Origin of the sequence: Eggerthella timonensis, from assembly GCF_900184265.1 — a bacterium.
In the GTDB taxonomy this organism is placed as follows: domain Bacteria; phylum Actinomycetota; class Coriobacteriia; order Coriobacteriales; family Eggerthellaceae; genus Eggerthella; species Eggerthella timonensis.
Genome location: NZ_FXXA01000002.1, coordinates 3,313,841 through 3,338,859, shown reverse-complemented (window position 1 = coordinate 3,338,859; position 25,019 = coordinate 3,313,841). Strand labels below are relative to the sequence as shown.

Annotated in this window: 21 protein-coding genes; 6 read left to right on the top strand and 15 right to left on the bottom strand. The window is 61.4% G+C overall.

Features of this window, described 5'->3' with window-relative positions; all coding sequences use genetic code 11:
* Positions 1-114: 114 nt before the first annotated feature.
* The 3 genes from C1A15_RS14210 (at position 115) to C1A15_RS14200 (ending at position 5,813) form a co-directional block, all read left to right on the top strand.
* Positions 115-1,953, top strand: a complete 1,839-nt coding sequence (locus tag C1A15_RS14210; RefSeq protein ID WP_219618197.1) for an NAD(P)-binding protein — start codon at positions 115-117, stop codon at positions 1,951-1,953.
* The gene (gene fdhF / locus C1A15_RS14205; RefSeq protein ID WP_101723168.1) at positions 1,946-4,657 is read left to right on the top strand and encodes a formate dehydrogenase subunit alpha; all 2,712 of its coding nucleotides are present in this window, start codon (positions 1,946-1,948) and stop codon (positions 4,655-4,657) included. Before C1A15_RS14210 ends, fdhF begins: the two co-directional genes overlap by 8 nt.
* Before the next feature lie 166 nt (positions 4,658-4,823).
* The gene (locus tag C1A15_RS14200) at positions 4,824-5,813 is read left to right on the top strand and encodes a diaminopimelate dehydrogenase (RefSeq protein WP_092199782.1); all 990 of its coding nucleotides are present in this window, start codon (positions 4,824-4,826) and stop codon (positions 5,811-5,813) included.
* A 269-nt stretch (positions 5,814-6,082) separates the two neighbouring features.
* Here C1A15_RS14200 and C1A15_RS14195 read toward each other — a convergent pair whose 3' ends face one another.
* Complete coding sequence (locus tag C1A15_RS14195; protein ID WP_101723167.1) at positions 6,083-7,783, bottom strand: FAD-binding protein; 1,701 nt, start codon at positions 7,781-7,783, stop codon at positions 6,083-6,085.
* Positions 7,784-7,980: 197 nt separating this feature from the next.
* Here C1A15_RS14195 and C1A15_RS14190 point away from each other — a divergent pair, with 197 nt between their 5' ends.
* On the top strand, positions 7,981-9,459 hold the full coding sequence (locus C1A15_RS14190) for a helix-turn-helix transcriptional regulator (RefSeq protein ID WP_092199788.1): 1,479 nt from the start codon (positions 7,981-7,983) through the stop codon (positions 9,457-9,459).
* A gap of 63 nt (positions 9,460-9,522) precedes the next feature.
* Here C1A15_RS14190 and C1A15_RS14185 read toward each other — a convergent pair whose 3' ends face one another.
* Positions 9,523-9,918, bottom strand: a complete 396-nt coding sequence (locus tag C1A15_RS14185) for a peptide deformylase (protein ID WP_245865037.1) — start codon at positions 9,916-9,918, stop codon at positions 9,523-9,525.
* Here C1A15_RS14185 and C1A15_RS14180 point away from each other — a divergent pair.
* Positions 9,823-10,722 (top strand): Fic family protein, encoded by a 900-nt coding sequence (locus C1A15_RS14180; RefSeq protein ID WP_245865036.1) that lies wholly within the window; start codon positions 9,823-9,825, stop codon positions 10,720-10,722. The genes C1A15_RS14185 and C1A15_RS14180 overlap by 96 nt on opposite strands.
* Here the strand turns inward: C1A15_RS14180 and C1A15_RS14175 are convergent.
* From C1A15_RS14175 to C1A15_RS14165, 3 genes are all read right to left on the bottom strand, one after another.
* The gene (locus C1A15_RS14175; protein WP_101723164.1) at positions 10,716-10,967 is read right to left on the bottom strand and encodes a translation initiation factor 2; all 252 of its coding nucleotides are present in this window, start codon (positions 10,965-10,967) and stop codon (positions 10,716-10,718) included. The genes C1A15_RS14180 and C1A15_RS14175 overlap by 7 nt on opposite strands.
* 278 nt (positions 10,968-11,245) lie before the next feature.
* Positions 11,246-12,673: an amidophosphoribosyltransferase gene (locus tag C1A15_RS14170; protein ID WP_101723163.1), complete on the bottom strand. Its 1,428-nt coding sequence runs from the start codon at positions 12,671-12,673 to the stop codon at positions 11,246-11,248.
* Between the two features lie 154 nt (positions 12,674-12,827).
* The gene (locus C1A15_RS14165) at positions 12,828-14,171 is read right to left on the bottom strand and encodes a Na+/H+ antiporter NhaC family protein (protein ID WP_101723162.1); all 1,344 of its coding nucleotides are present in this window, start codon (positions 14,169-14,171) and stop codon (positions 12,828-12,830) included.
* Positions 14,172-14,304: 133 nt separating this feature from the next.
* Between C1A15_RS14165 and C1A15_RS14160 the strand changes: the two genes are divergently transcribed.
* Positions 14,305-15,312, top strand: a complete 1,008-nt coding sequence (locus C1A15_RS14160) for an asparaginase (RefSeq protein ID WP_101723161.1) — start codon at positions 14,305-14,307, stop codon at positions 15,310-15,312.
* Here C1A15_RS14160 and thpR read toward each other — a convergent pair.
* The 10 genes from thpR to guaA all read right to left on the bottom strand — a co-directional run bounded on the left by thpR (position 15,309) and on the right by guaA (position 24,688).
* Positions 15,309-15,863: an RNA 2',3'-cyclic phosphodiesterase gene (gene thpR / locus C1A15_RS14155; protein WP_101723160.1), complete on the bottom strand. Its 555-nt coding sequence runs from the start codon at positions 15,861-15,863 to the stop codon at positions 15,309-15,311. The two genes, C1A15_RS14160 and thpR, sit on opposite strands and share 4 nt — an antisense overlap.
* A 9-nt stretch (positions 15,864-15,872) precedes the next feature.
* On the bottom strand, positions 15,873-16,736 hold the full coding sequence (locus tag C1A15_RS14150; protein WP_101723159.1) for an aldo/keto reductase: 864 nt from the start codon (positions 16,734-16,736) through the stop codon (positions 15,873-15,875).
* Positions 16,737-16,836: 100 nt separating this feature from the next.
* The gene (locus C1A15_RS17365; protein ID WP_281254142.1) at positions 16,837-16,971 is read right to left on the bottom strand and encodes a hypothetical protein; all 135 of its coding nucleotides are present in this window, start codon (positions 16,969-16,971) and stop codon (positions 16,837-16,839) included.
* 4 nt (positions 16,972-16,975) lie between these two features.
* Positions 16,976-17,395 (bottom strand): peptide deformylase, encoded by a 420-nt coding sequence (locus tag C1A15_RS14145; protein WP_101723158.1) that lies wholly within the window; start codon positions 17,393-17,395, stop codon positions 16,976-16,978.
* A gap of 51 nt (positions 17,396-17,446) precedes the next feature.
* On the bottom strand, positions 17,447-17,977 hold the full coding sequence (locus C1A15_RS14140) for a hypothetical protein (RefSeq protein ID WP_180953113.1): 531 nt from the start codon (positions 17,975-17,977) through the stop codon (positions 17,447-17,449).
* A 57-nt stretch (positions 17,978-18,034) separates the two neighbouring features.
* Positions 18,035-18,937 (bottom strand): restriction endonuclease, encoded by a 903-nt coding sequence (locus C1A15_RS14135; protein WP_101723157.1) that lies wholly within the window; start codon positions 18,935-18,937, stop codon positions 18,035-18,037.
* Positions 18,938-19,104: 167 nt separating this feature from the next.
* Entirely contained in the window at positions 19,105-19,581 is a 477-nt protein-coding gene (locus C1A15_RS14130) for a helix-turn-helix domain-containing protein (protein ID WP_101723156.1), read from the bottom strand.
* A 195-nt stretch (positions 19,582-19,776) separates the two neighbouring features.
* On the bottom strand, positions 19,777-22,137 hold the full coding sequence (locus C1A15_RS14125; protein ID WP_101723155.1) for a DGQHR domain-containing protein: 2,361 nt from the start codon (positions 22,135-22,137) through the stop codon (positions 19,777-19,779).
* A 23-nt stretch (positions 22,138-22,160) separates the two neighbouring features.
* Positions 22,161-23,006: a DNA adenine methylase gene (locus C1A15_RS14120; RefSeq protein ID WP_101723154.1), complete on the bottom strand. Its 846-nt coding sequence runs from the start codon at positions 23,004-23,006 to the stop codon at positions 22,161-22,163.
* A gap of 68 nt (positions 23,007-23,074) precedes the next feature.
* Entirely contained in the window at positions 23,075-24,688 is a 1,614-nt protein-coding gene (gene guaA / locus C1A15_RS14115; protein ID WP_425430950.1) for a glutamine-hydrolyzing GMP synthase, read from the bottom strand.
* Between the last annotated feature and the right edge of the window lie 331 nt (positions 24,689-25,019).

Sequence of the window (25,019 nt, the reverse complement as noted above, 5' to 3'; positions counted from 1 at the left end):
GCCGGTTGGCCCGCTGGGGGCCGCGAGCCGCTCCGTTGCGCTAGAATGACGCACGGAGACTGCGAGGCGCGCAGGCGCGCGGCCTCGATTTCGAGCGAAGTGGACGGAGAACCGTTGAGCAAGCTATCGATAGCGTCCCGTTCGCGCGACGACGCACGCATCGCCGCGCAGCTGGACGCGTACGGGCGGCGCGTGGAGGCCACCCCGCCGGGCATGTGCCCGCTGGTCGTGCAGCTGGGGATGCTGCAGGCGAGCGGCGCGCAGACCTGCGGCAAGTGCGTTCCGTGCCGCGACGGCATCCCGCAGCTGGCCGCCATGCTGCAGCGCGTGGTGGACTGCGACGCCGACGAGGCCGTGCTGGAGAACCTGCGCGCGCTCGCCGAGATGATCCGCGACACGTCCGATTGCGCCATCGGCTACGAGGCTGCGCGCCTCGTGCTCGAGGGCCTCGAGACGTTCGCCGACGAGTACGCCAGCCATCTGCACGCCCATTCCTGTCGGGCGGGCATCGGCCAGACGGTGCCGTGCGAGACGATGTGCCCGGCGCACGTGGACGTCCCCGCCTATATCGCGCTGACCGCGGAAGGGCGCTACGCCGATGCGGTGAACATGGTGCGCAAGGACAACCCGTTCCCCACGGCCTGCGCGTTCGTGTGCGAGCACCCCTGCGAGGCGCGGTGCCGGCGCACGCTCATCGACGCACCGCTCAACATCCGCGGCATCAAGAAGTTCGCCGTCGACCAGATGCCGGCCGACCGGGTGGCGCCGCCGCAGCGCAGCGTCGACACCGCGCGCACCGTGGCCGTCATCGGCGGCGGCCCGAGCGGGCTCACCTGCGCGTACTTCCTCGCGCTCATGGGGCACCGCGTGACGGTGTTCGAGGAGCGCGCGCAGCTGGGCGGCATGCTGCGCTACGGCATCCCCGCCTACCGCTTCCCGCGCGAGCGCCTCGACGAGGACATCCGCGGCATCCTCGGCGCCGGCACCATCACGGCGCGCTGCGGCGAGGCGATCGGCGCGAACGAGATGGCCGAGATCGCCGACACCTACCATGCCGTGTACGTGGCCATCGGAGCCCAGACGGGCAAGACGTTGCGCATTGACGGCGTGGATGCCGAGGGCGTCATGTCGGCCGTCGACCTGCTCGGCGCCATCGGCGACGGCGCCTACCCCGACTTCACGGGCAAGCGCGTGGTCGTGGTGGGCGGCGGCAACGTGGCCATGGACTGCGCGCGCACGTCGGTGCGCGCGGGCGCGTCCGAGGTGTCGGTGGTGTACCGAAGGCGCCAGGACGACATGACCGCGCTGCCGGCCGAGGTGGAAAGCGCCATCGCCGAGGGCGTGGAGATGATCGTGCTCGAAGCGCCGGCGTCCATCGAGACGGACGAGCGGGGGCGCTGCACGGCGCTCGTCACGCAGCCCCAGATGATCGGCCCGGTGCGCGGCGGCCGGCCGGCACCGGTGGCGGCCGACAAGCCGGCGCGCCGCATCGAGGCCGACATCGTCCTCATCGCCGTGGGCCAGAACGTGGTGTCGGCTCCGTTCGAGGAGTTCGGCATGCGGACCACTTGGGGCTGCTTCGACGCCGACGAGCATCTCGCGGCCGAAGGCTACGAGAACGTGTTCGTGGGCGGCGACTGCCAGACCGGTCCCTCCACGGTCATCCGCGCCATCGGGGCGGGGAAGGTGGCCGCGCGCAACATCGACGAGTTCCTGGGCTACCACCATAAGCTGCCCTGCGACATCGAAGTGCCGCCCGTCCGTCCGAACGATCGCACGCCCACGGGGCGCGTGGAGATCGTCGAGCGGCCTGCGCGCGAGCGCAAGCGCGACTTCGACGGGGTGGAGACGGGCATGAGCCGCGAGGAAGTCGTGCAGGAATGCGGACGTTGTCTGCGCTGCGACCATTTCGGGTGCGGCGTGTTGGAAGGAGGCAGGCACCAGTATGCCTAGCATCACGATAGACGGAACCACCCTCGACGTCGCCGAGGGCGCAACCATCCTCGATGCCGCGCAGCAGGCAGGCATCCGCATCCCCACGCTGTGCTTCCTGCGCGAGCGCAGCGCCGTCGCGTCGTGCCGCGTGTGCGTCGTGGACGTGGAGGGGCTCGACCAGCCGGTGCCCTCGTGCGCCACGCCCGTGCAGGACGGCATGGCGGTGCGCACGAGCTCGCCGCGCATCGAGGCGTACCGAAGGGTCGCGCTCGAGCTCATCATCGCCGATCACGGGCTGGATTCCACGAACTACTGCTTCTCGTGCGACAAGAACGGCGCCTGCGAGCTGCAGGCCGTCTGCCGCGAGTACGGGGTGCTCGAATCGCCCTTCGAGGCGGCGCGGAAGCGCGAGCCGGTGCTCGATTCGAACCCCTTCCTCTCCTACGACCCCAACCTGTGCATCCGCTGCCAGCGCTGCGTGGGCGTGTGCAACGACGCCGCGCACAACCACACGCTGCGCGCGGGCAAGCGCGGGACGCGCACGCTCATCGAGGCTCCGTTCGGCGAGGGCTGGCGCGCCACCGACTGCGAGTCGTGCGGAAACTGCGCGCAGGCGTGCCCGACGGGCGCGCTCACCGAGAAGCGCCGCGCGGCCTACCGTTCGTGGGAAACCGAGCGCGTGCGCACCACGTGCCCGCACTGCGGCGTGGGCTGCCAGCTCGACCTCCGGGTGTTGGACGGCGCCATCGTGGACGCCGAGGCCGCACCGGGACCCTCGAACCGCGGGCTTCTGTGCGTGAAGGGGCGTTCGGCCAGCTTCGACTTCGTCGATTCGCCCGACCGCATCCGCACGCCGCTCGTCAAGAACCGCGAGACGGGCGAGTTCGAGCCCGTCACCTGGGACGAGGCGCTCGACCTCGTGACCCGGCGCTTCACGGAGCTCATCGACGCCCACGGCGGCGAGTCACTGGCGGCGTTCGCCTGCTCGCGCTCGACGAACGAGGACATCTACCTGTTCCAGAAGATGGCGCGAACCGCCCTCCAAACGAACAACGTGGACTGTTGCGCGCGTGTTTGACACGCCCCCACGGTCGCCGGTCTGGCGACCATGCTCGGTTCCGGCGCGATGACGAACTCCATCCAGGACGTCACGCGCGAGGCGGAGGTCATCATGCTCGTGGGGTCGAACCCCGAGGAGGCGCACCCCGTCATCGGCATGCAGATCCGCGCGGCGGTCGAGCGCGGCTGCCGCCTCATCGTGGTCGATCCCCGCGACATCGGCCTGGCGGCTCATGCCGACATCCATCTGAAACTGCGGCCGGGAACGAACGTCGCGTTCGCGAACGGCATCGTGAACTACCTGATCCAGCACGAGCTGTACGACGAGGACTTCGTGCGCGAGCGCACCGAGGGCTTCGAGATACTCGCGGCCACCGTACGCGACTACACGCCGGAGCTGGTGGAGGACATCTGCGGCATCGACCGGCGCGACCTTGTGGCCGCGGCCAAGATGTACGCGACGGCCAACGCCGCCGCCATCGTGTACTGCCTCGGCGTGACGGAGCACTCGACGGGCACCGACGGAGTCATGGCGCTGTCCAACATCGCGATGATCTCCGGCAACTTGGGGAAGCCCGGCGGCGGGGTGAACCCGCTGCGCGGCCAGAACAACGTGCAGGGCGCCTGCGACATGGGCGCGGGTCCCGACGATTTGCCCGGGTACCAGAAGGTGGCCGACCCCGAGGTGGTGCGTCGCTTCGAGAAGGCATGGGGCGCGGCGCTGCCCCGCACGCGCGGCCTCAAGGCCACCGAGTGCTTCCCGGCCATGGTGGAAGGCGGCATCAAGGGCCTGTTCCTGTTCGGCGAGGATCCCGTGCGCACCGATCCCGACACGCACCACGTGATCCGCGCGCTCGAGTCGCTCGAGTTCTTCGTGGTGGACGATCTGTTCATGACCGAGACGGCGAAGCACGCCGACGTCATCCTGCCCGGTCGCAGCTATGCCGAGAAGGAGGGCACGTTCACGAACACCGAGCGGCGCGTGCAGCGCGTGCGCAAGGCCGTGGACATTGCGGGCGACACGAAGTTGGACACTGACATCTTCATCGAGGTCATGAACCGCATGGGCTACGAGCAGCCGCGTTTGACGGCGGCCGAGGTGATGGGCGAGATCGCGGAGGTCACGCCCACGTACGGCGGCATGAGCCACGCGCGCCTCGACGGCGACGAGGTGGCCGGTCGCGGCCTGCAGTGGCCCTGCCCGAGCGCGGAGCATCCCGGCACGCCCATCCTGCACATGGGGGAGTTCGCCCAAGGTCTCGGCGCGTTCTCGACACCCGACTACCAGCCTTCGGCCGAGCTGCCGGACGAGGAGTACCCGCTGGTCATGATGACGGGCCGTATCCTGTACCAGTACAACGCCTGCGCCATGACCGGGCGCACCGACGGCGTGAACGAGATCGCGGACAGCTCGTTCATAGAGCTCAACGCGCGCGACGCCGAAGCGCTCGGTATCGCCGACGGCGACCCCGTGCGCGTCTCGTCGCGCCGCGGCACCATCGCGTCCACCGCCCACGTGTCCGAGAAGACGAACCCCGGCGAGACGTGGATGCCCTTCCATTTCCAAGACGGCAACAGCAACTGGCTCACTATTGCTGCGCTGGACCGCGTGTCGAAGGCTCCCGAGTACAAGGTGTGCGCGGTAAGGGTGGAGAAGGCGTAAGCGGTTGCGCGGGAGGGACGCCCCGAAGCGTTCCTCCCGCTAGATTTCCAAAAGATTTCAAGGGCGTGGGGCTTTGTTGAAGTTGACCTTCGCGCGTTGACGATGCGGGCGGTGTCCATGCATCATTGAGCCATACTTTTTCGGAGCATCACGGTGAGGAGCGCACATGACGAAAACACGCGTCGGCATATTCGGATACGGCAACCTCGGGCGCGGCGTCGAGCTGGCCTGCAGGCAGAACGACGACTTGGAGCTGGTGGCGCTGTTCACGCGCCGCGACCCGTCAACGGTGAAGCCCGCCACCGAGGGCGTGGCGGTGTACGCCGCCGACGATCTGGCGGCGCATGCGGACGACGTCGACGTGCTCGTCCTGTGCGGCGGCAGCGCGAACGACCTGCCGGAGCAGACGCCGGCGTGCGCGAGCCTGTTCAACGTCGTGGACTCGTTCGACACGCACGCGAACATCCCCGCCCATTTCGCGCAGGTGGACGCCGCCGCGCAGGCGGGCGGCAAGGTGGCCGTCATCTCGGCGGGCTGGGATCCGGGCATGTTCTCGCTCGCGCGCCTGTACGCCTCCAGCGTGCTGCCCGACGGGCGCGACTACACGTTCTGGGGCCGCGGCGTCTCGCAGGGGCACAGCGACGCCATCCGCCGCGTCGAGGGCGTGGCCGACGCGCGCCAGTACACGGTGCCCGTTCCGGAAGCGCTCGAGGCCGTGCGCAACGGCGAGAACCCGCAGCTGACCACGCGTCAGAAGCACACGCGCGAGTGCTTCGTCGTGGCCGAGGAGGGTGCTGATCTGGCCGCCATAGAGCGGATGATCGTCGAGATGCCGAACTACTTCGCCGACTACGACACCACGGTTACCTTCATCTCGCAGGAGGAGCTCGACCGCGACCACGCCGGCATCCCGCACGGCGGCTCGGTGATCCGCTCGGGCGTGACCGGCGAGAGGGGCGAGCACACCCACGTGGTGGAGTACTCGCTCAAGCTGGACTCGAACCCCGAGTTCACCGGCAGCGTGCTGGCGGCCTGCGCCCGCGCCGCGCATCGTCTGAGCGCCGAGGGCGTCGTCGGCTGCAAGACGCTGTTCGACATCGCGCCGGCCTACCTCTCCGCGAAGAGCGACGAGGATCTGCGCGCCGAAATGCTGTAACTCGCGCGAGCCGTGCACGTCTGCGCACCGCCGCAGGTAAAACGAGCCAGGGACGGACGATTCACCATCGCCTGTCCCTGGCTCGTCCGTTTCGCGATGCAGGGTGCGCGGCTCCGCATTCTTAGCGACGCCTGGTCAGGAGACGGCTTACGCGATGCGGCCAGCCCTGTCTCGTCGGATCGAAATCCCGTTGCAGCGGGTAGGCGCCTCGAGCGCCCAGCTCACGCGCTCGAGGCAGAATGAGGAGGGGTCGACGGAGGATCGCTCCTTTAAAGGGCGAATTCCTCGTCCCATGTGCCCAACATGTGCTTCACGCTCAGCATGCCGCTCGTGACCGCGTTGAGCTTGTTGCTTCCGAACGACTTCCAAAGGTAGTGCGTGCTGCAAAGTCCCGAACGGATATTGCCCGCTGCATACAATCCCTCGATGGGCTCGCGCTCGTCGTCGAGCACCTGTCCGTAGCGGTTCGTGTTAACGCCGCCGTCGGTCCACTGCTTGTACACTACGCGATGCATGCAGTAGAACGGGGGCTCCGTAACGGATGTGTTTGCGAGGTACTCTGCGGGAACGCCGAAGTCGATATCGCTTCCACCGGCGCACACTCCATTGTATCGTGCGACGGATTCAAGGAATCGCTCCTTGTTCGTGAAGCCTACCTTGTCGGCGAGCTCCTCGAGGGTGTCGGCCGAGTGGATGACCTTGCGCTCGACGCAGTCCTCGAAGATGGCGATTTCACTCTCGTCGTTATCGAGGATCGCGGGATACTTGCTGTCGCAAATCTGATATCCGGTGTGTCCGGGCTGCTTGACGTCGGCGAGGCACATGGGGCTGGTGGAGTACCATTCGTGCGTACCCAGCGTCTCGTTGGTGTAGCGCTCGCCGGCGATATTCAAGCGAAGCCAAGGCTTCGATCCCCAACGTGACGGAGAATTCTCGACGAATTCGAAGTCATGAGGCCAGCACAGGCCGATGTCGAACGGCCCCGTGTCCTTGCCGGCTCCGATCCACCACGCCATCTTCTGCCCGTCGCCTTGCGCCGTGCCGTAGGGATTGCGTGAGAACAGGTCGCCGGTCATGCAGGGCAGCCAGTCTTGCAACATGGCATCGTTTTGATGAAAGTCTCCCGTGGCGAGAAGCACGCCCTTCGAGGCGTTCACTTTCACGTACGTGCCGTCTTCCTTCAAGCCGTAAGCCCCTGTCACGCGGCCGGTGCCGTCTCCTTCGCGAATAAGCTGCTGGGCGGGCGTCGAGTAGAAGATGCGCGCCCCCTTGCTCTCCGCCTTGTCGCAGGCTGCTTTGAGGAACTTGGGAAACCCGTTGTACACGCGATACTGTTCCTGCTTTTCGTCGGGATCGGGGAAGACGTACACCATATGGGTTGCCGTGCTGCGCTTATGGATGCCTTCGTCGATGGTGTTGTCCGGCCCGCATTCGTATGCCCAAACGTCCTTGCAGTACTCCGCGAACCACTCGACGGCATTGCCGGAGCGATCCCAAATGGTGCCCGTCACGTCGCCGTTGTTGGAACCTTGGCCCCAGTAAGCGTACGAGGCGCGCAGTCCTGCAGCATCGTATTCGATTCCGTGCTCGGCGTCGTGGGGAGAATTGTAGGCCCCGATGTAGGCGCCTTCGCCTTCCGGCGTCGAGCTCGCATTCAAGGCCACGACGTTCGCGCCGGATGCTGCTGCGTATACCGTTGCCGGCACGCCTGCCGATCCCAAACCGAGAACCAGCACCTCGCAGTCGACCTCTTCCGAGACTTTGTCGTCCGGGATGGGCGCAGGCGGGTTCTGCCAAGGCTGTTCTGACGTGGTGGCGGCATCGGCTTGTCCTTCGCTGCCGCTCGCTGCGTTTTTCGATGCGGAGCCTCCCGATTGAGGCGCGCAGCCGATGATGCCGGCTGCTGCCGTGCCCGCAGCCAGTATGCCCGCTCCCGTAAGGAAGTTTCGACGCGTCATTTCTTTACTCATCGTGCAATCCCCTTTCCAAACTGCTTTGGACCATGCGGTCGATATCCAAAGTACGCCGTGCCGCGGGATATGTATTCATCCCGGAGGGGGCAAAAGGCGTACTACCGGAAGGGGTATTTTGCTATTTGCGCAGGCGAAGAAACCGGTGAAGCGGTATATTTGACGTTCAAGAGATAAGGGGAGAGGGGCTTCCTGAGATGACTGGGGTTATAGTTCGCGGCGCTGCTCGAAACATGGTGCTTATTGTGGGAAAGGCGTGCGCTCTCAGCGTGCTCATGATGTCCCTGTCGGATCATATGAGCTCCATTGCGGGGATGCCCTATGTCGATCCTGCCTCGTTCGCTCTGTGCGCCGCCATCGCCCTTGCGATGATGCTTCTTGTCCGGCCGATGAAGAAGCGTCTCGTTCGAATAGGATTCTCGATGGCCACGCTCGTGCTCATGCTCGTCTGGTGCGGCTTGGTTGTTGCGCTTTGGGGGGATGGGCCGTTGGAGGCCGATGCGTCCAGCGTGATCCTCCTTGGCTATGCGACCGTCGGCAGGATAACCACGTTGCTCATGAACGCACAGTGGAACGTGCATATCTCGCTCAGCAAGGTCTCCGAATCCGCTCGCATTTCCTCCGCGTCGATCATGTTGGCCGTGCTCGTATTCATCTGCTCGTACTTTCTTGAGGGTTTGTTCGCGCTGTTCCTGCTCGTTGCGGCGAGTCTGGCGTCGTGCATTCTGAACATCGTCATGGAGGTATCGGTGTCTTCGAACGATGATTCGGGCTACTCGTACGCGAATGTGCGCGAACTTGACGATTTCGCATCCGTTTCCGACGAGGCCGCCAAGAGGACGCGCATTCTGTTCTTCGGATCGCGCATTCTGTACGGGATACTGCTGGGCGCAGTGGTCGGCTTGTCCCTGTACGCGCAGCCGGTGCATGTCCATGAGGTTCCCATCGCATTGTTCTGCGTGGCGGCCTTGACGCTTGGCATCGTCGGCTCGGGCTTCTTCTTCCTCGACGGCAGGTCTTCGTCGTACGTTATCGCGGTGCTTCCCCTCGCTTTGGTGCTGCTGGTGTCGACGTGCTTCTTCTCGCGGGATATCGCGCAGATGACCCGGGTGTTCGTCGTTATGACCGAGGTGGTTTGGATCACCCAGAACATTCTCCAGCTGCCTTCGTACCGAAAGATGACGAAACTCGACCCCACCTCGTTCGCCTTCGTCGAATACGCTTTTCAGATCATCCCCTTCTACCTCGTGGCTTGGTTGTTCACGTCGTACGGCGACGCGCTTCACATGATGCTGGCGGCGGGGGAGTCGCTTGCGATCGTCGAGCTGTTTGGGCTTGCATGCCTGGTCGTTGTGGCGAGTATCGCCATAGTAAGGCATATCGTGCGTTATCATCCCGCACCGCGCAACGACGAGGAATCCTTCGGCTCGGAAGCTCTGATGGCGGATACGGCGGCCATCGCGGCAATGGCGGACGAATACGGGCTCACCCCTCGCGAACGGGAGGTGTGCGGCTTTTTGGCCATGGGCTACAGCCGTCCCTATATTGCGAAGATGCTGTACATATCGCCCGATACCGCGAAGACGCACACCAAACATATCTACGCGAAGATGAGCGTCGACTCGCAGGATGCGCTCATCGGACTCATTCGCGGTGATGGCAGGCGGCAAAGATAGCGCGGCCGCGCGGACGGGCTCCTGCGGGCGTGGGACGCGGTCCTCTTTCGAGAGCCTCCTCCGTCAGATCAAAATGCCGTTGCAGTGGTCGAGCTCGTGCTGGATGATCTGGGCGGCGAAGCCCGTGAACGTGCCGGTGCGCGGCTTCATGCCGAGGTCCTGGTAGCGTACCTTGACGGTGCGGTAGCGTGTCGCGGGCCGCGTGCCCGCAAGCGACAGGCAGCCCTCTTCGGCGGGGTAGGCGCCCGCCTGCGACACGATCTCGGGATTCAGCATGACGAGGTAGGAGCCGTCGTTGTCGAAGACGATGATGCGCTTGAGCTCGCCGATCATGTTCGCGGCCATGCCCACGCAGGAATGGCGGTGCGCTTCGAGCGTGTCGAGCAGATCCTGAGCGATGGGCAGGTCGGCTTCGGTTGCCGGCGCCGATGGGCGTTGCAGGACCAGCTCGTTTCTCATGATGGGACGGATCATTGCGGGACCTTTCAGGATGACGTGGCTCTGTCGTTTGATGCGGCGTGCCTCGTTTTTCGGTGCTCTCTTGGTATAGTGTACGTGAACTTGACGGACAAGGAGGCGCGCATCGTGGACGTGATCGCATTCATGCATGACAATCGGGCGTACTTCGAGGACTTCATCACCAGAAGCACCTATCACTCGAACGCAATCGAAGGCAGCACGCTTTCGTACGCCGAAACCTATGCGATCCTCTGGAACGACAACTCGTTGCAGGTGACCGCTACCGCACGGGAGTTGTACGAGGCCATCAACCATAAATATGCGCTGGACATCGCTTTGAAAGACGTGTCGGTTCCTTTGAGCGAACGCCTCATCAAAGACGTCGCGTGCGCCATCAACAAGAATATCAACGAGATCGGCGGCTATCGCACAGTCTCCGTGCTCATCCGGGGCGCAGAGCATATCCCTCCGAAACCGAACCAGATCAATCAGCTCATGATGCAGCTCGTGTACGAACGCAATCACGACGACGATGCCGATCCGTATCTGCGCGAGGCGCGTTTCCATATCCGCTTCGAGCGCATCCACCCTTTCGAGGACGGCAACGGTCGCACGGGAAGGATACTGGTGAACCGCGGGCTTTTGGAGGCGGGCTTCGCTCCCGTCGTGATTCCCTTCGAGCGCCGTGCCGCGTATCTCTCGATGCTCGCCGACGGTGACGCGGAAGGGCTCGCCGATATGTTCCGAGCGCTCTCCCGCGACGAGGAAGAGCGCATCGCGACATTCGCCGAAGCTGCTCAGTAGATCGCCACGATCAGCGCCGCGAGGGCGAACAGGGTGCCGAACGCGGCGGCGCAGAGGCGCTCGCGGGCGGAGAGGCCGAAGCCGGCGCCGCGCATGCCGTGGGTCAGGCCAGCCTTCGCATGATGCGGGAGTGGCTCTTCGCGTAGCAGGCCGCCGGGGATGACGCGGATCTCGACGGGGGCGGTCGTGCGTTCGTGGGCTCCGTGCGTCTGGCGGGGCGGGGTTGCGAGGGCTGCGCTGCTCATGGGGGTCCTCCTTCGTCTGCTTGGTTCTCATACCGTGCATGATACCGGAGGAGCGGGGCACACCTGTCCCACTATAGGGACATGAGATAGGGGCGAGACGGAGGGGCGGGCAGTGAGACAGAGGGACGGGGTAATTGTCTCATTTTTGCTCGCAAGATGAGACAATTACCCCGTCCCTCTGTCTCACTGCCCGCCCCTCCGTCTCGCTGCCACGAAAAAGCCCGACGGCGATGCGTCGGGCTTTGCGGGTCGAAGCGGGTCGCGCGAATCCGGCGCGGTTACTCTTTGCCGGTCCAGCAGTACGTGCACACCTTCTCGGGGTCGATGCCGATGGCTTCCAGCATGCCGTCGAGCGACTGATAGCCCAGCGAGTCGAAGCGCATCTGCTCGCAGATGGAGCGCAGCAGGCACTTCCCGCGCTCGGTGGAACCGTCGGCATACTCGTCGAGGTGCTGCGCGCCCTCGTCGCCTTCCAGCTGGTGCACCACGCGGCGCGCGAGCAGCTCCATATCGGAGCGGCTGCTGGAGAAGCTCAGGTACTTGCAGCTGAACATGATGGGCGGGCAGGCCGAGCGCATGTGCACTTCCTCGGCGCCGCACTTGTACAGGAAGTCAACCGTCTCGTGCAGCTGCGTGCCGCGCACGATGGAGTCGTCCACGAACAGCAGCTTCTTGTCGCTGATCAGCTCGGGGATATGTATCTGCTTCATCTTCGCCACGCGGTTGCGCACCTCTTGGTTGCTCGGCATGAACGAGCGCGCCCACGTGGGGGTGTACTTGATGAACGGGCGGGCGAAGGGGGTCTTGCACTCCGTCGCATAGCCGATGGCGTGGGGCACGCCCGAGTCGGGCACGCCGGCCACGTAGTCGAGCGCGGGTACGCCGCCGTCGGCCGCCTCGTCGCGTGCCATGATGGCGCCGTTGCGGTAGCGCATGACCTCGACGTTCACGCCCTCGTAGTTCGAGTTCGGGTAGCCGTAGTACACCCACAGGAACGCGCAGATCTTCATCTTGTCGCCGGCGGGGGAGATGGTGCGGTACTCGTCGGGGTTCACGAGCACGATCTCGCCGGGGCCCAGCTCGTACTCGTCGCGGAAGCCCAGCTTGTGGTACGCGAACGACTCGAACGAGATGCAGAAGCCGTCCTCGCTCTTGCCGATGAGCACGGGCAGGCGGCCCATCTTGTCGCGCGCGGCGATGATCTGGCCGTCCTGGGTGATGATGAGCAGCGTGAGCGACCCGTCGATGGATTCCTGCGCGTGCTTGATGCCCGAGACGAAATCGTCCTTCTGGTTGATGAGCGCGGCGACGAGCTCCGTGGTGTTCACCTTCCCCGAGCTCATGGCCATGAACTGCCGTCCGCCGCTGGCGAAGTTGGCTTCCACCAGCTCTTCGGCGTTGTTGATGGCGCCCACGGTGGTGATGCCGAACGTGCCCAGGTGCGAGCGCACGAGCAGCGGCTGCGGGTCGGTGTCGCTGATGCAGCCGATGCCGCTGCATCCGTGGAAGCCTTGCAGGTCGTCCTCGAAGCGCGTGCGGAACGGGGTGTTCTCGATCGAGTGGATCTCGCGCTGGAAGCAGCCTTCCTCGGCGTCGTGGAAGATCATGCCTGCGCATTTCGTTCCCAGGTGGGAGTGGTAGTCCACGCCGAAGAACACGTCCAGCACCACGTCGTGGTGCGCCGCCGCCCCAAAAAATCCGCCCATTGCTTGCCTTTCGTCTTGCCCGTTGCCCGTCCGTGCCAACAAAGATTTCAGTATACGGCTCTCAGCGGCCCGAAGGAACCGGGCGCGCGCACGATTCGCGGTTTCTGCACGAGTTGCGAGCTCGGGCGCGGCACCGGATTCGCCGCGCCCGCAACTAGTTCTGCTTATCGGCCCTGTCGGGCACCAGGAAGATGAATACGAGCGAGCTGATCAGCAGCAGGAAGGGATAGAACAGAAACGGGATGATCTGGAACGCCGACACCGCGTGTCCCAGCTCGGTGGCGGCGGAGATGGCCACGAGCATCTGCGCGCCGTAAGGCAGGATGCCCTGGAACACGCACGAGAACGTGTCGAGCAGCGACGCCGTCTTGCGCTTCGAGATGCCATACGTCTTCGCCATGTCGGCCGCGATGGGGTTCGAGATGACGATGGCCACGGTGTTATTCGCGGTGGCGATGTCCATGGCGCCCACGAGCAGGCCCATGCCCAGCTGACCGCCCTTCTTGCTCTTGAACAGGCTCTTGATGCCGTTCAGCAGCGCCACGAAGCCGCCGTACTCGCGGATGAGCGCGCAGATGGCCGACACGAGCAGCGCCACCATCGTCGTCTCGAACATGCCCGCAGCGCCCGAGCCCATGTTGGCGAGGAGGTCGGTGGCGGCGGTGGCGCCCGTGGCCACCATGATGATGGAGCCCGACAGGATGCCCAGCAGCAGCACGACGAACACGTTCACGCCGATGATGCCGCCGACGAGAACGATGAGGTAGGGGATGAGCTGGACCAGGTCGTACTCGTGCACGACGCTGCCGCCGAGATCCGCGCCGAACGACAGCACGAGGATGATGACGAGCGACACGACGGCCGCCGGCAGGGCGATCTTGAAGTTCTCGCGGAACTTGTCCTTCATTTGGCAACCTTGGCCCTGGCAGGCCGCGATGGTGGTGTCGGAGATGAACGAGAGGTTGTCGCCGAACATAGCCCCGCCCATGACGCTGGCGACGCACAGCGGCAGGCTGAAGCCGGACGCGGCCGATACCGCCACGGCGATGGGCGTGATGAGCGTGATGGTTCCCACCGAGGTGCCCATCGACAGCGACACGAAGCAGCTCACCACGAACAGCACGGCCACGGCGAACTGCACGGGGACGACGGAAAGCAGCAGGTAGGCCACGCTTTCAGCGCTGTCGCGACCCACGGTGCCCACGAAGATGCCGGCCACCATGAAGATGAGCACCATGGTGACGATGGTCTTGTCGCCCATGCCGCGGCCCATGATGACGAGCTTGTCGTCGAAGGGGAGGCCCCGGTTCTGGAAGCATGCCACGAGCAGCGCGAGCAGGAAGATCACGACGACGGGGATGCTGTAGAACCCCATGGGTATGCCCATCCCGTACTCGAACAGAATGCCGAGCCCCAGGTAGCACACCAAAAACACCCCGATCGGCAGCAGCGCTTTGACATTGCCCTTCTTGGCAGCCTCGGTGGTTTTCTCCTCCATGTTCGCCCCTTCTTACCTTCGGTCGTTACGTGCGGTTTCCCATGATACCGCAAGGTGCGCGCGATGGGGGCCGGGGCGCGCGTTCGGAATGCTACACTGTGTCCGGAACGGTTGAGCGGAGGAAAGCGACGACATGAAGAAGATACTGCTGGTGGCGACGGGCGGGACCATCGCGTCGGTGGAGGACGGGCACGGCCTTGCGCCCGCCCTCGGAGGCGAGGAACTGGCGCGCTACGTCCCCGAGATCGAGGGGCTGTGCGACTTCGACGTGGTGCAGCCGATGAACATCGACAGCACGAACATGCGCCCTGCCGACTGGATGCGCATCCGCGACGAGATCGTGGGCGCCTACGACGCCTACGACGGGTTCGTGGTGCTGCACGGCACCGACACGATGGCCTACACGGCCGCCGCGCTGTCCTACCTGGTGCAGGGCAGCCCGAAGCCCATCGTGCTGACCGGCTCGCAGCAGCCCATGGCCAGCCCCTTCACCGACGCGAAGCTCAACGTGTACCAGAGCCTGCTGTTCGCTTGCGACGACCGATCGTGCGACGTGTCCGTCGTGTTCGGCGGCGCGGTGATCGCGGGCACGCGGGCGCGCAAGCAGCGCACGATGAGCTTCAACGCGTTCACCAGCGTGAACTTCCCCGAGATCGCCCTCGTGCGCGGCGGGCGCGTCGTGCGGGCCGGGGCGCCGGTCACGTGCGCGGGCGGGTGCGGAGAGCCGCGCGTGTACGATCGGATGAACGAGCGCGTGTTCGTGCTCAAGCTGACGCCCGAGATGAACCCGAGCATCTTCGATCTGCTCAAGCGCGACTACGACGCCGTCATCCTCGAGACGTTCGGCATCGGCGGCATCCCCGACTACGGCGACTACCGCCGCGCCATCTTCGACTGGGTGGACTCCGGGCGCACGCTGGTCGTGACCACGCAGGTGCCCGAGGAGGGCTGCGACCTGGGCGTGTACGAGGTCGGGCGCGCGTATGCGGGTCATCGCGGCATCCTCAAGGGCGGCGACATGACCACCGAGGCGCTCGTGGCGAAGACCATGTGGGTGCTCGGCCAGACGAGCGATCCCGACGAGGTCCGCGACCTGTTCTACCGCGTGGTGAACCACGACCGGGCGGTGGAGGAGGGCTAGGCGTCCTCGCCCTCGGCGTGACCAGTGCCGAGGCGCACCGTGCGCAACGGCTTGTATATGGCGCCTACGCGGTCGAGCGTGCTCTTGTACAGCGTGACGGCGACGGCTTCGTCGTCTTGGGGAAATGCCAGATGGGGCAGGCCGACGTGCGGGATGCGGGCGCGGCGGGCGAGGGTGAGGTGCGCCTTGAACGGCTTGGCGTCGAAGGGCACGTCGCGGTCGCGCAGCTCGTCGCGGAGGCGCGTTGCCAGCTGTTTGAGCTCGGGCGCGGGGGCGATGCCGAGCCACAGGGTCGCGTCGCTAGCGCGGCCGAATTTCCCCAGGCCGTCACTGCGCAGCGGAACGGGGGACGCGCCGGTGCAGGCGGCTTCCAGCGCGTCGGTCGCGGCGGCGAGCTGCGTCTCGCCGACGTCGCCGAGGAAGGCGAGCGTGAGGTGGTAGGTGTCGCGCGGCAGGAATCGCCCCTCCATCGACGCGCTCAACCTACGGGCGAGCGCGGCCGCGTCGTCGGCGAAGTCCGGCGGCAGGTCGAGCGCGATGAACGTCCTCATGCGGCCCTCCTATTCCATGTCGAGCGGCATCTTGTGCGCAGGTGCGGGGAAGCGGCGGTCGAGCAGCGCGAGGTCGTCGCCGGTGAGGTGCAGATCGAGCGCGGCGGCGTTGTCGCGGGCGTGCTCGGGCGCGGCGGCCTTGGGGATGGCGACGACGTTGCCCGAGCGGATGGCGAACGCGAGCAGCACCTGCGCGGGCGTGGCATCGTGGCGCGCAGCCACCTCGGCGACGGCCGGATCCTGCAGCAGCCCGCGGGCGCGGGCGAGGCGGCCGGCCTGCGCGAGCGGGCAGTACGCCATGAGGGGGATGCCGCGCGCGGCCTGCCAGGGCGCGAGGTCGAACTCGATGCCGCGCGATCCCAGGTGATAGAGCACCTGATTGACGGCGCACGCGCCGCCGCCCGGCACGCTCATGAGCTCCTCCATGTCGGCCGCGTCGAAGTTCGACACGCCCCAGCGGCGGATGAGCCCCTCGGCCCGCAGCTCTTCCATGCAGGCCACCGTCTCGGCGAGGGGCACGTCGCCGCGCCAATGGAGCAGGTAGAGGTCGAGCGCGCCGGTGCCGAGCCGGTCGAGCGAAGCGCGGCAGCTGTCGAAGATGTGCGCGCGCCCGGCGTTGTGCGGGTAGACCTTCGACACGAGGAACAGCTCGTCGCGGTCGAGCGGGGCGATGGCCTCGCCCACGAGCCGCTCGGCAGCCCCCTCGCCGTACATCTCGGCTGTGTCGATGAGCGTCATGCCGCACGCGACCCCCGTGCGCAGCGCCTCGATCTCGCTCGCGCGCCGGGCAGGGTCGTCGCCCATATGCCACGTGCCCTGCCCGATGGCGGGCACGCGCGTCCCGTCGGGAAGCTTCACGGTGCGGTTCGTCATAGGGGGCTTCTTTCCGCGTGTATGCGTACGTGCCGATTGTACGCTTGCGAAGCGAAGACAGCGCTGTGACAAGACGATGTTGCCAAGACGACGAGGTTCGTTACCCCCGCTTGGAGCCCTGTCGGCTGATGCCGCCTTTGTGGTCCGATGCCTTGTTCGGGCCCAAGCCGCCGCGCAGGGCGCGGTTGAGCTTGGGCGGCAAAGGGCGCTCGGCGGCGTTCGGCTTCTTGTCCATGCGGCTAGACCAGCTTGCCCTTGCAGTGGTCGATGCCGTGCTGGATGATCTGCGCCGTCCAGCCGGTGAAATCCTTCTTGCGCGGTTTCAGCTCGCCGTCGACCAGCTCGTCGTACCCGACCTTGACGCGGTCGAAGCGCGTTACTTTGGAGTCGGCCTCCAGCGACAGGCACCCTTCGACCGTCTTGAACGCGCCGAGCGCCTGCAACAGGCGCGGGTTGTACATGGTGTGCGGCTGATCGTCGTCGTCCAGGTACGCGATAATGCAGGTCGTGGTGCCGATCTGGTTCGCTGCCAAGCAAGCGGCGCTGTCCATCGACGTCAGCGTTTCCACGAGGTCGTCCGCCACCTGCGCGTCCTCGGCCGTGGCGGGGGTGCACGGCTGCGAGAGGATGGCTTCGTCCTTTACCAGTTCTTTGATCATGATGCTCCGTTCAAGGATGTCTCGTCGTTTGATGCTTGTCCGAGGATTTTATCATGAAGAAGGAGGCGGGTTGCTGCTGTCGCTGTTTTTGCGCTTGAGCTTGCCGGCGATGCGCGAGGCCTTGTCGGCGGCAGCATGGCCGAGCTTGGGAGCGTCTTCGTGCACGCGGGTTGCGGCGGTCTTCGCGCCGTCGGACACCGCGTGCCCCAGCTTGGGAGCCGTTGCGCGTATGTGGCCGGCGGCTGTCTTCGCCCTGGTTTTCGCCGCTTGAGCGACCTCGGGTGCAACCCCTTTGGCTTTCGCTACCGCTTTTCGAACGTAGGGCTCGGCGACCGGAGCCACCATAGGCGCGACCTTCGCCGCTTTCTTCACTGTGGGCATGGCACGGGCTGCCACGCGCTTGGCGCCGGCAGGCAAGGGCGCGAAGCGCAGCACCTTCTCAGCAACATCGACGGCTTTGTTGAAGGTTCCAGCGTACTCGGCCGCGGTCTTGATCGGAGCAGACGCGTCGTGCGAAGGTTTACTCGCGGGGCCCTTGTCCCGAGGCTGCGAGTCCAAGGTGTCAGGTGCGTTCTCGTCCATGGCCCTCCTTTGCGCGCGGTTGAAATCGGTTCGCGATCATTGTGCCGAATCGAATAGTCAGGCTTGCTCGAAATAATCTATGTCTAATCGTTTGATCTGGAAACTTCTTTCAACGGTAACACCTAAATCGTACTTGATCATCAGTTCGGCCAACCGTTGTCCGTCAATCAGAACGATCGTTGCGTGAGGATACCTATTTGCGAAATCCACCGCACTTGAGTTGAAACTTGACGTAGTAATGAACACGCCTCGTGTAACGTTGCCGAGCGCGCCCGCGAATGCCCGCAATTCGGGTCTGCCGACTCTATGATCCTTGGAGTATCGTTTTGCTTGGGTGTAGATTGGATCAAATCCAAGCGCATCGGTAGTGATGATGCCGTCGATTCCACTATCGCCAACGTATTGCGTTGCCTTTCCTTGGCCGTATCCCATCTTTACAAGTAAATCGACAATGAGGTTTTCGAAAAACCGTGGATCCTTATCTAGGATCGTGTCAAGAAGCTCATCTGCAAGTGAAGAATTGATTTCCTCGATGCTGTCTTCTATTGCCTCTTGAGGAGACTTGATCTCCTCCTCGCTCTGGCATTCGTCGATTTTTGATTTGGTTTTGTTTCTTGCAGTGTTCCAAGGATTTCTCTGCTTAATTAGTTCGCAAGTCCTTTTGTATATCTCAAGGTCAGCCGGTTTTTCTGAGAGCATGTTCAAACCTTCGGCACTTATCCGATAAACGCCTCTGGAAATGCGATCGACCAAGCCTGCTCGATGCAAATGAGAAACTCCCCAGTCTGCTCTGCTCTTGTAGGTTGCTACACCGCTTGGAGTAGATTCTTCCATTTCCTGCTGGGTTAAACCGGTCTCGCGGGCTACATCGTCCTGTACATCTCGCCATCCTCGGTCAATCCCGTCTCCCATGACTCTCAAAACAACCCCAAACATTTCCGATTGTGTGGGAATTGCCACGATTACCCTCCTCCAGCATTGTGCTTTTGTCATCAGGTTTGGCATGCTTCTGAAAAGACTAATGCGCTTAGTGTCTATAAGCAAGCAGATTAACAATGCTACGAAGCTAATTGTGCGTTTCTTCGAGGAGTGCTGGCGCGAAAAGAGCGAGCTCTTATTACGCACTTCTACGATTGCGACAGGTATTCGAAAATGCTGCGCGTGGCCAGGAAGACGCCGATGAGGATCGTGCCGACGCCGATGCCGAACAGCACGCCGCGAAGGAAGTCGCTCGGCTCCGATCCGCCGAGCAGGGGCGATAGCGCGAGCAGGCCGATGCCCGTCACGATGAGCGCGATGGCGATGATGGTGATGCGCTGGCTTTCGAGGCGCTGGATTCGGGCGAGCATCTCGATCATCTGGCCGTTGTCGTACATGCACAGGTTCTCGCGCTCGTTCTCCTCGCCGTCGAGGAGCTCGCTCACGGTGATGCCGAGGGCGTCGCACAGCTCGTTCACGATGCCGTAGTCGGGCATGCATTTGCCGCGCTCCCACTTCGAGACGGACTTGCTCGAGATGCCGAGCCGCTCCGCCAGCTGCGCCTGCGTGAGATTGAGCTCTTTGCGCTTGCGCGCGATGAACATGCCGGTTGCGATCTGGTTCACGATGGGCCTCCTGGGGCGCGATTGGTTGGCGGGGCCATTGTCGCGTGTAGGAGCCGGCGAGTCCACCGCTTAAATGGCGAATATGGGGTGAATGACAATTCGAGCGCATCTCATAGTAACGTGATGAATGCTGCTTCTTCGGTGGGTGTTTAACATGGATGGAGATTCGTCGTAGGTCACATGCGAACTGATAGATTACAAGCCGCCCAGTGTGTTTCGCTCGCTTGTTGCATTATTCGGAAGAGTTGAGGCATTGCCCGCGTGCATGACGGGTTCTTCCTCTTTGTTTTCTAAGACTAGCCAGTCGTAAATTGAAGAGATGTATTCGAAGTTGATTTGAGAAACGCTGTAACCCGGCTTGCCGATGTTGTTCCCGATTTTTTGCATATCGTTAAGCCATTTGGTTTTTGCGTTCTTGGTGCCGCCTTTTCTTCCTCGCTCGGAGGGGCGAGTCAGTATTTCTTTAAGCCCTTCGGACCAATAACTTTTATGATGAGCAATTACCGAACAGTCAGACAGCGTCAAGATATCCCATCTGTTAATTGGAGGCAATCCCGCTTCCTTTCTCTCACTGTTGATTTTCAGCACTTTCGATTCAATTTCGAAGGGAAGGCTCAGAGAGTTGCTTTCAATGAATGTTTTTACTTCGTTGATCACTCTAGCTGTGATCTTGCTAATCATTTCTTCGGAGCTCGTATTGTATTGTTTTGAGTTGTTTGTCCACCAGTCTTCGAGTCCTGCAGGAGCGAATTCGCTGAACTGGTTGTGAATTGCCATTTGCAGAAAGCGCCAATGTCTCGAAGACCCTGTTGTTCCGTATTGTGTTTTGATCTCTGCTCTTAAATCAGAGTTAAGTGTTCTGTAAAAATCTACAATAATCTCGAAAAATGGCTTCGAATGCTTTAATAGTTCTTCCGGCGAGTTCAATTTCGCCCATGCGAGGTGTTTGTTTTCGCAAAACTCTAGAACGTCGCTAAAAATGTGTAGCAAAGCGTATATGCCAGTATTGTTGGTCAGAAGACCTTGCTCGCGATCGCCTCGCTCCCACTCTTCAGGCAAGGCCTTTTTGAAATATTCAAAAGCAAGTTTTAGAAAAGGAAGGGCGAGATTGAGTCCATAAGAGTTTTCGGGTGCCGTGTTATCAAATAATCCAATCTTTTCTGCAGCTTCATTATTTTTAAAGTTGGTGAAATAGCAGCCATCTTTCAGGCCGTTTTCGATAGCGCTCATAGTGATGCACTTGTTGCCTTGTTTCGTATTCTCTCCGATTAGAATTCGATTGAAGAGAGGGGAGCTGGGGTCTTCTCCCAACTCTTGAGCGATTTTCGATCGCAGGGATCTTCTGCGCTCTGCATAGTCTTCTGATGTCCAAAAAATGTCAGCGCTTAATGTGCTTCTAAGATTCTTGGGTACAGCTTGTTGATGTTCGTTAATTTCCATGAAGAGGCGTAACTGCTCTTCCTTGCTTAGGTTTTCGAAAGCGACGACTGGTATGGTGTTGTTGTCAGAATAAACCGTGTCGGAATATCCATAAAGCCTATGCTGGCCATCAATTATGTATGCTGAACAATACTTTTTAGGAAGATGGAGCATCCCTAGCTTTGAAATACCCTCGACTTCGTTCTCTTTGTCTGTTTTAAAGTCGAATTGAAGTCCTCTTGGAGCATCGATGCTGATGATTATGGAATTTGGAAAATATCCACCCTGGTTTACAAACTTCCTTACTTCCTCAAGTCTCTTCTTCTTAATGATTCGTTGATAAGTAGGCATCATGGTGTTGTTGGCGTCATCGCGATGGAGCACGTATCCGATTTTAAGAAGACGTGAAGGTTCGATTGAAAATGAATAATACGTATGTCCTCCCATTTTTCCTCGAATGGCAGGAACTACGCAATTCATGTTCCGGATTTCCTTTTTTGCAAAAAGTCTTCCTAATAACTGATATTTCGAAGCGGAGCCTAGATGTTGTGCCAGTTTAGCGTAGTAATCAATCGTCTCTTCATCGAAATGCTCGATGTCTGCGTTCTTCAAACGATCAAGATCCTTACCGAGCGTAATATTCGATGTCGCCCAGATATACTTAATTTGTACCTTTCTTCCGAATTTGCTTTTAACGCTTTGAGTGATGCCTTGCATATTCCCTTTGAATGCGTCGATTTCTTGTTTGAAATCTCTCCTTGTGCCAGGTGCTTGAGCTGACTTGCATTCAACTATGATCACCGTTTCATCATCGGCGGCAAAAACATCAATTTGCTGAGTCAGGCAGGGATTCTCTTTACTGCAAGATATTTTAAACGATGAGTCTTTGTTCATGATATCGAAGCCCATATTGCGAAAGAGGAGCCACACCTTATTTTCCCAGCAGACATTAAAGGCCTTAGGCTTTCTCATTTTTACGTAGTCGGGATTTTTGTAGTCGAAGATATGTTCGTATCCTTTGGATATAAGCGACTCCATGGCCTCTCGGCGCTCTTTGGTATCGATATAGGCGCGTTTTCTCTCCAATTGAGATTGTCTAAGATCTGATCCTTTGCCAAGTGCGTCCCAATTGGTCATTTTTTTGCTCCTGTCGCATTTACTCAAAGTGCCAGTTTGGACAAACGTTCGTCAGCTTCTGGAACGTTTGTAAAAATGCACTCTTCGATAATTCGTCTTTCGGCTTTTTTGCCGCCGAGTCCGCTAAACCGAGATAATTCAATTTTAGATCCGCACCCTTCAAATATGTCTCTTATCGTATCATGCGCTGCGTTTGTTAGAATGAAATATGCTCCACGCGAGCGGATGGCTTCGATATATTTTCTAAGATTAAACTGGTCGTCAATAGAGAACAGCTTCTTATTGTAAGCGATAAATCCGTTGTTATTGTGAGCGACAGTGTACGGAGGATCAAGGAAAACCAAATCATTCCGCTTAACTTTTTCAAGTGAAGACTGATAACTCCCTGCGGTAATTGATGCATTCGCAAGAGCTTCGCTGGCTTTTCTGATGCGATCGAAGTCGAACTGATAGTTGTCCCTATGTCCGTAGGGGACGTTGTATTCTCCGCTGCGATTTACTCGATATATTCCATTAAAAGAGAGTCGATTGAGGTAGATAAAGCGTGCTGCGCGGATGTGTCGATCCTCGGCTTTCAGGCTCCTTATCTCGTAATAAGTCGTTTCGTTTATCGGCCATGACTTTATTTGGCTAATCACAAGCTCGACATCAGATCGAACGGCCTTATAGGTGTCAATCAAGTCGACATTGGAATCTGACAGGAAGGCTTTGTTGGGATTAAGGAAGAAGAAAACTGAAGCTCCACCCAAAAAAGGCTCATGGTAGCATTTGAATTCCAAATCTCCAACAATAGTTGGCAGATATCTGATCAGCCAATTTTTGCCACCGGCCCATTTCAAAAAGGGTTTAAACAATCCTTCAGAGTTCATGCCAGCGCTTCTTTCTAGGTTCTGTAAAATCGGAGACATTCCGGCAGCGAGAAACATACGGTCCGGCTTTATTCCCACTCGATCGTCGCGGGGGGCTTGCTCGTGATGTCGTACGCAACCCGGTTGACCCCCGAGACCTCGGCCACGATGCGACCTGACACCCGCGCCAGCACGTCGTACGGCAGCTTCGCCCAGTCCGCGGTCATCGCGTCGCTTGACTCCACGGCTCGTAGGATGATGGGGTAGGCGTACGTGCGCTCGTCGCCCATGACGCCGACGCTCTTCACGTCGGGCAGCACGGCGAAGTACTGCCACACGCTGCGCTCTGAGTTGCGCTCGCCGGTCTCCTCGAACACGCGCACGTTGTAGGCGTCCAGCTCCTCGCGGACGATGGCGTCGGCGTTCTTCAGAATTTCCAGCTTCTCGCGCGTCACCGTGCCGATGATGCGGATGGCCAGGCCCGGGCCGGGGAAGGGCTGGCGGTGCACGATGTGGTCGGGCAGCCCGAGCGCGGTGCCGAGCGCGCGCACCTCGTCCTTGAAGAAGTGATCCAGGGGCTCGATCAGGTCGAACGACACGCCGTCGGGGAACGGGATGAGGTTGTGGTGGCTCTTGATGGTGGACGCCTTGCCGCCGGTCTTGCGGGCGCCGCTCTCGATGATGTCGGGGTAGATGGTGCCCTGGGCCAGGTACTTCACCGGACGCCCGCCCTCGGCGAGGTCCTCCGCCACGGCGAAGAACTCCTTCCAGAACTGCGAGCCGATGATGCGGCGCTTCTGCTCGGGCTCGACGACGTTGGCCAGCAGCGCGGCGTAGCGGTCCTCGGCGTGCACGTGCACGAAGTCCACGTCGAACTGCTTCGTGAACACCTCTTCCACTTCCTCGGGCTCGTTCTTGCGCAGGAGGCCATGATTGATGAACACGCAGGTCAGCTGCTTGCCGATGGCTTTCGCGCACAGCGCGGCCACCACGGAGGAGTCCACGCCGCCCGACAGGCCCAGGATCACGCGGTCGCCGCCCACCTGCGCGCGGATGGCTTCGACGGCGTCGTCGATGATGGAGTCCATCGTCCAGGAGGGCTCGAGGCCGCAGATGCCGAACAGGAAGTTGTGCAAAAGCTCGTCGCCGTGCGGCGTGTGGCGCACCTCGGGGTGGAACTGCGTCGCATACAAACGCCGCTCGGCGCACTCCATCGAGGCCACGGGGCACGTGCCGGTCGACGCCGTCACCGCGAAGCCCGCGGGCACCTCGGCCACGGCGTCGCGGTGGCTCATCCACACCGTCTGCTCGACGGGCGTCTCGCCGTACAGCTCAGACGCGCCCTTGTCGCAACGTGTCAAAGCAGCGGCCCCGTATTCCCCGGCGTCGGTATGGCCCACGGTGCCGCCCAGCGTGACGGCCATGATCTGCTGGCCGTAGCAGAAACCCAAAACCGGGATGCCCAGCTCGAAGATGCCCGGGTCGATGGACGGCGCGTCCTCGGCGTACACGCTGGCCGGCCCGCCCGACAGGATGATGGCCGCCGGCGCGAGGTCGCGCACTTCCTCGGCGGTGACGTCGCACGGGACGATCTCCGAGTACACGTGCAAATCGCGCACGCGGCGGGCGATCAGCTGCCCGTACTGGGCTCCGAAATCGACGACGATGACCAACTGGCTGGACGGGGTGGATGCGTGCGTCACAGATGCTCCTTTTTGGTACATTTGACATTGTATCGATCATTTTAATCTAACAGCATCTTACTCGAAAGTGTTATCGCATCTATGTAAACGGTCGTTTCAGATCAATGATCCTTATTCTCAAAGACAAAATCTATTGCCAGTATTACCCAATCATCAAATACAATCGCGTTCATCGGTGGCATTTGGAGCTCAACTTAGAAAGCGTTGTGCTCGAAACTTGTAAGCTGTCCGAAGGAGCAAGTAAAGGTTACTTTCAGTCTTCATCGAGTAGAGTCAAATCACGATTTAATGATAAGATTGATGGGAAACAAGCTGTCAATGTGAACAATTG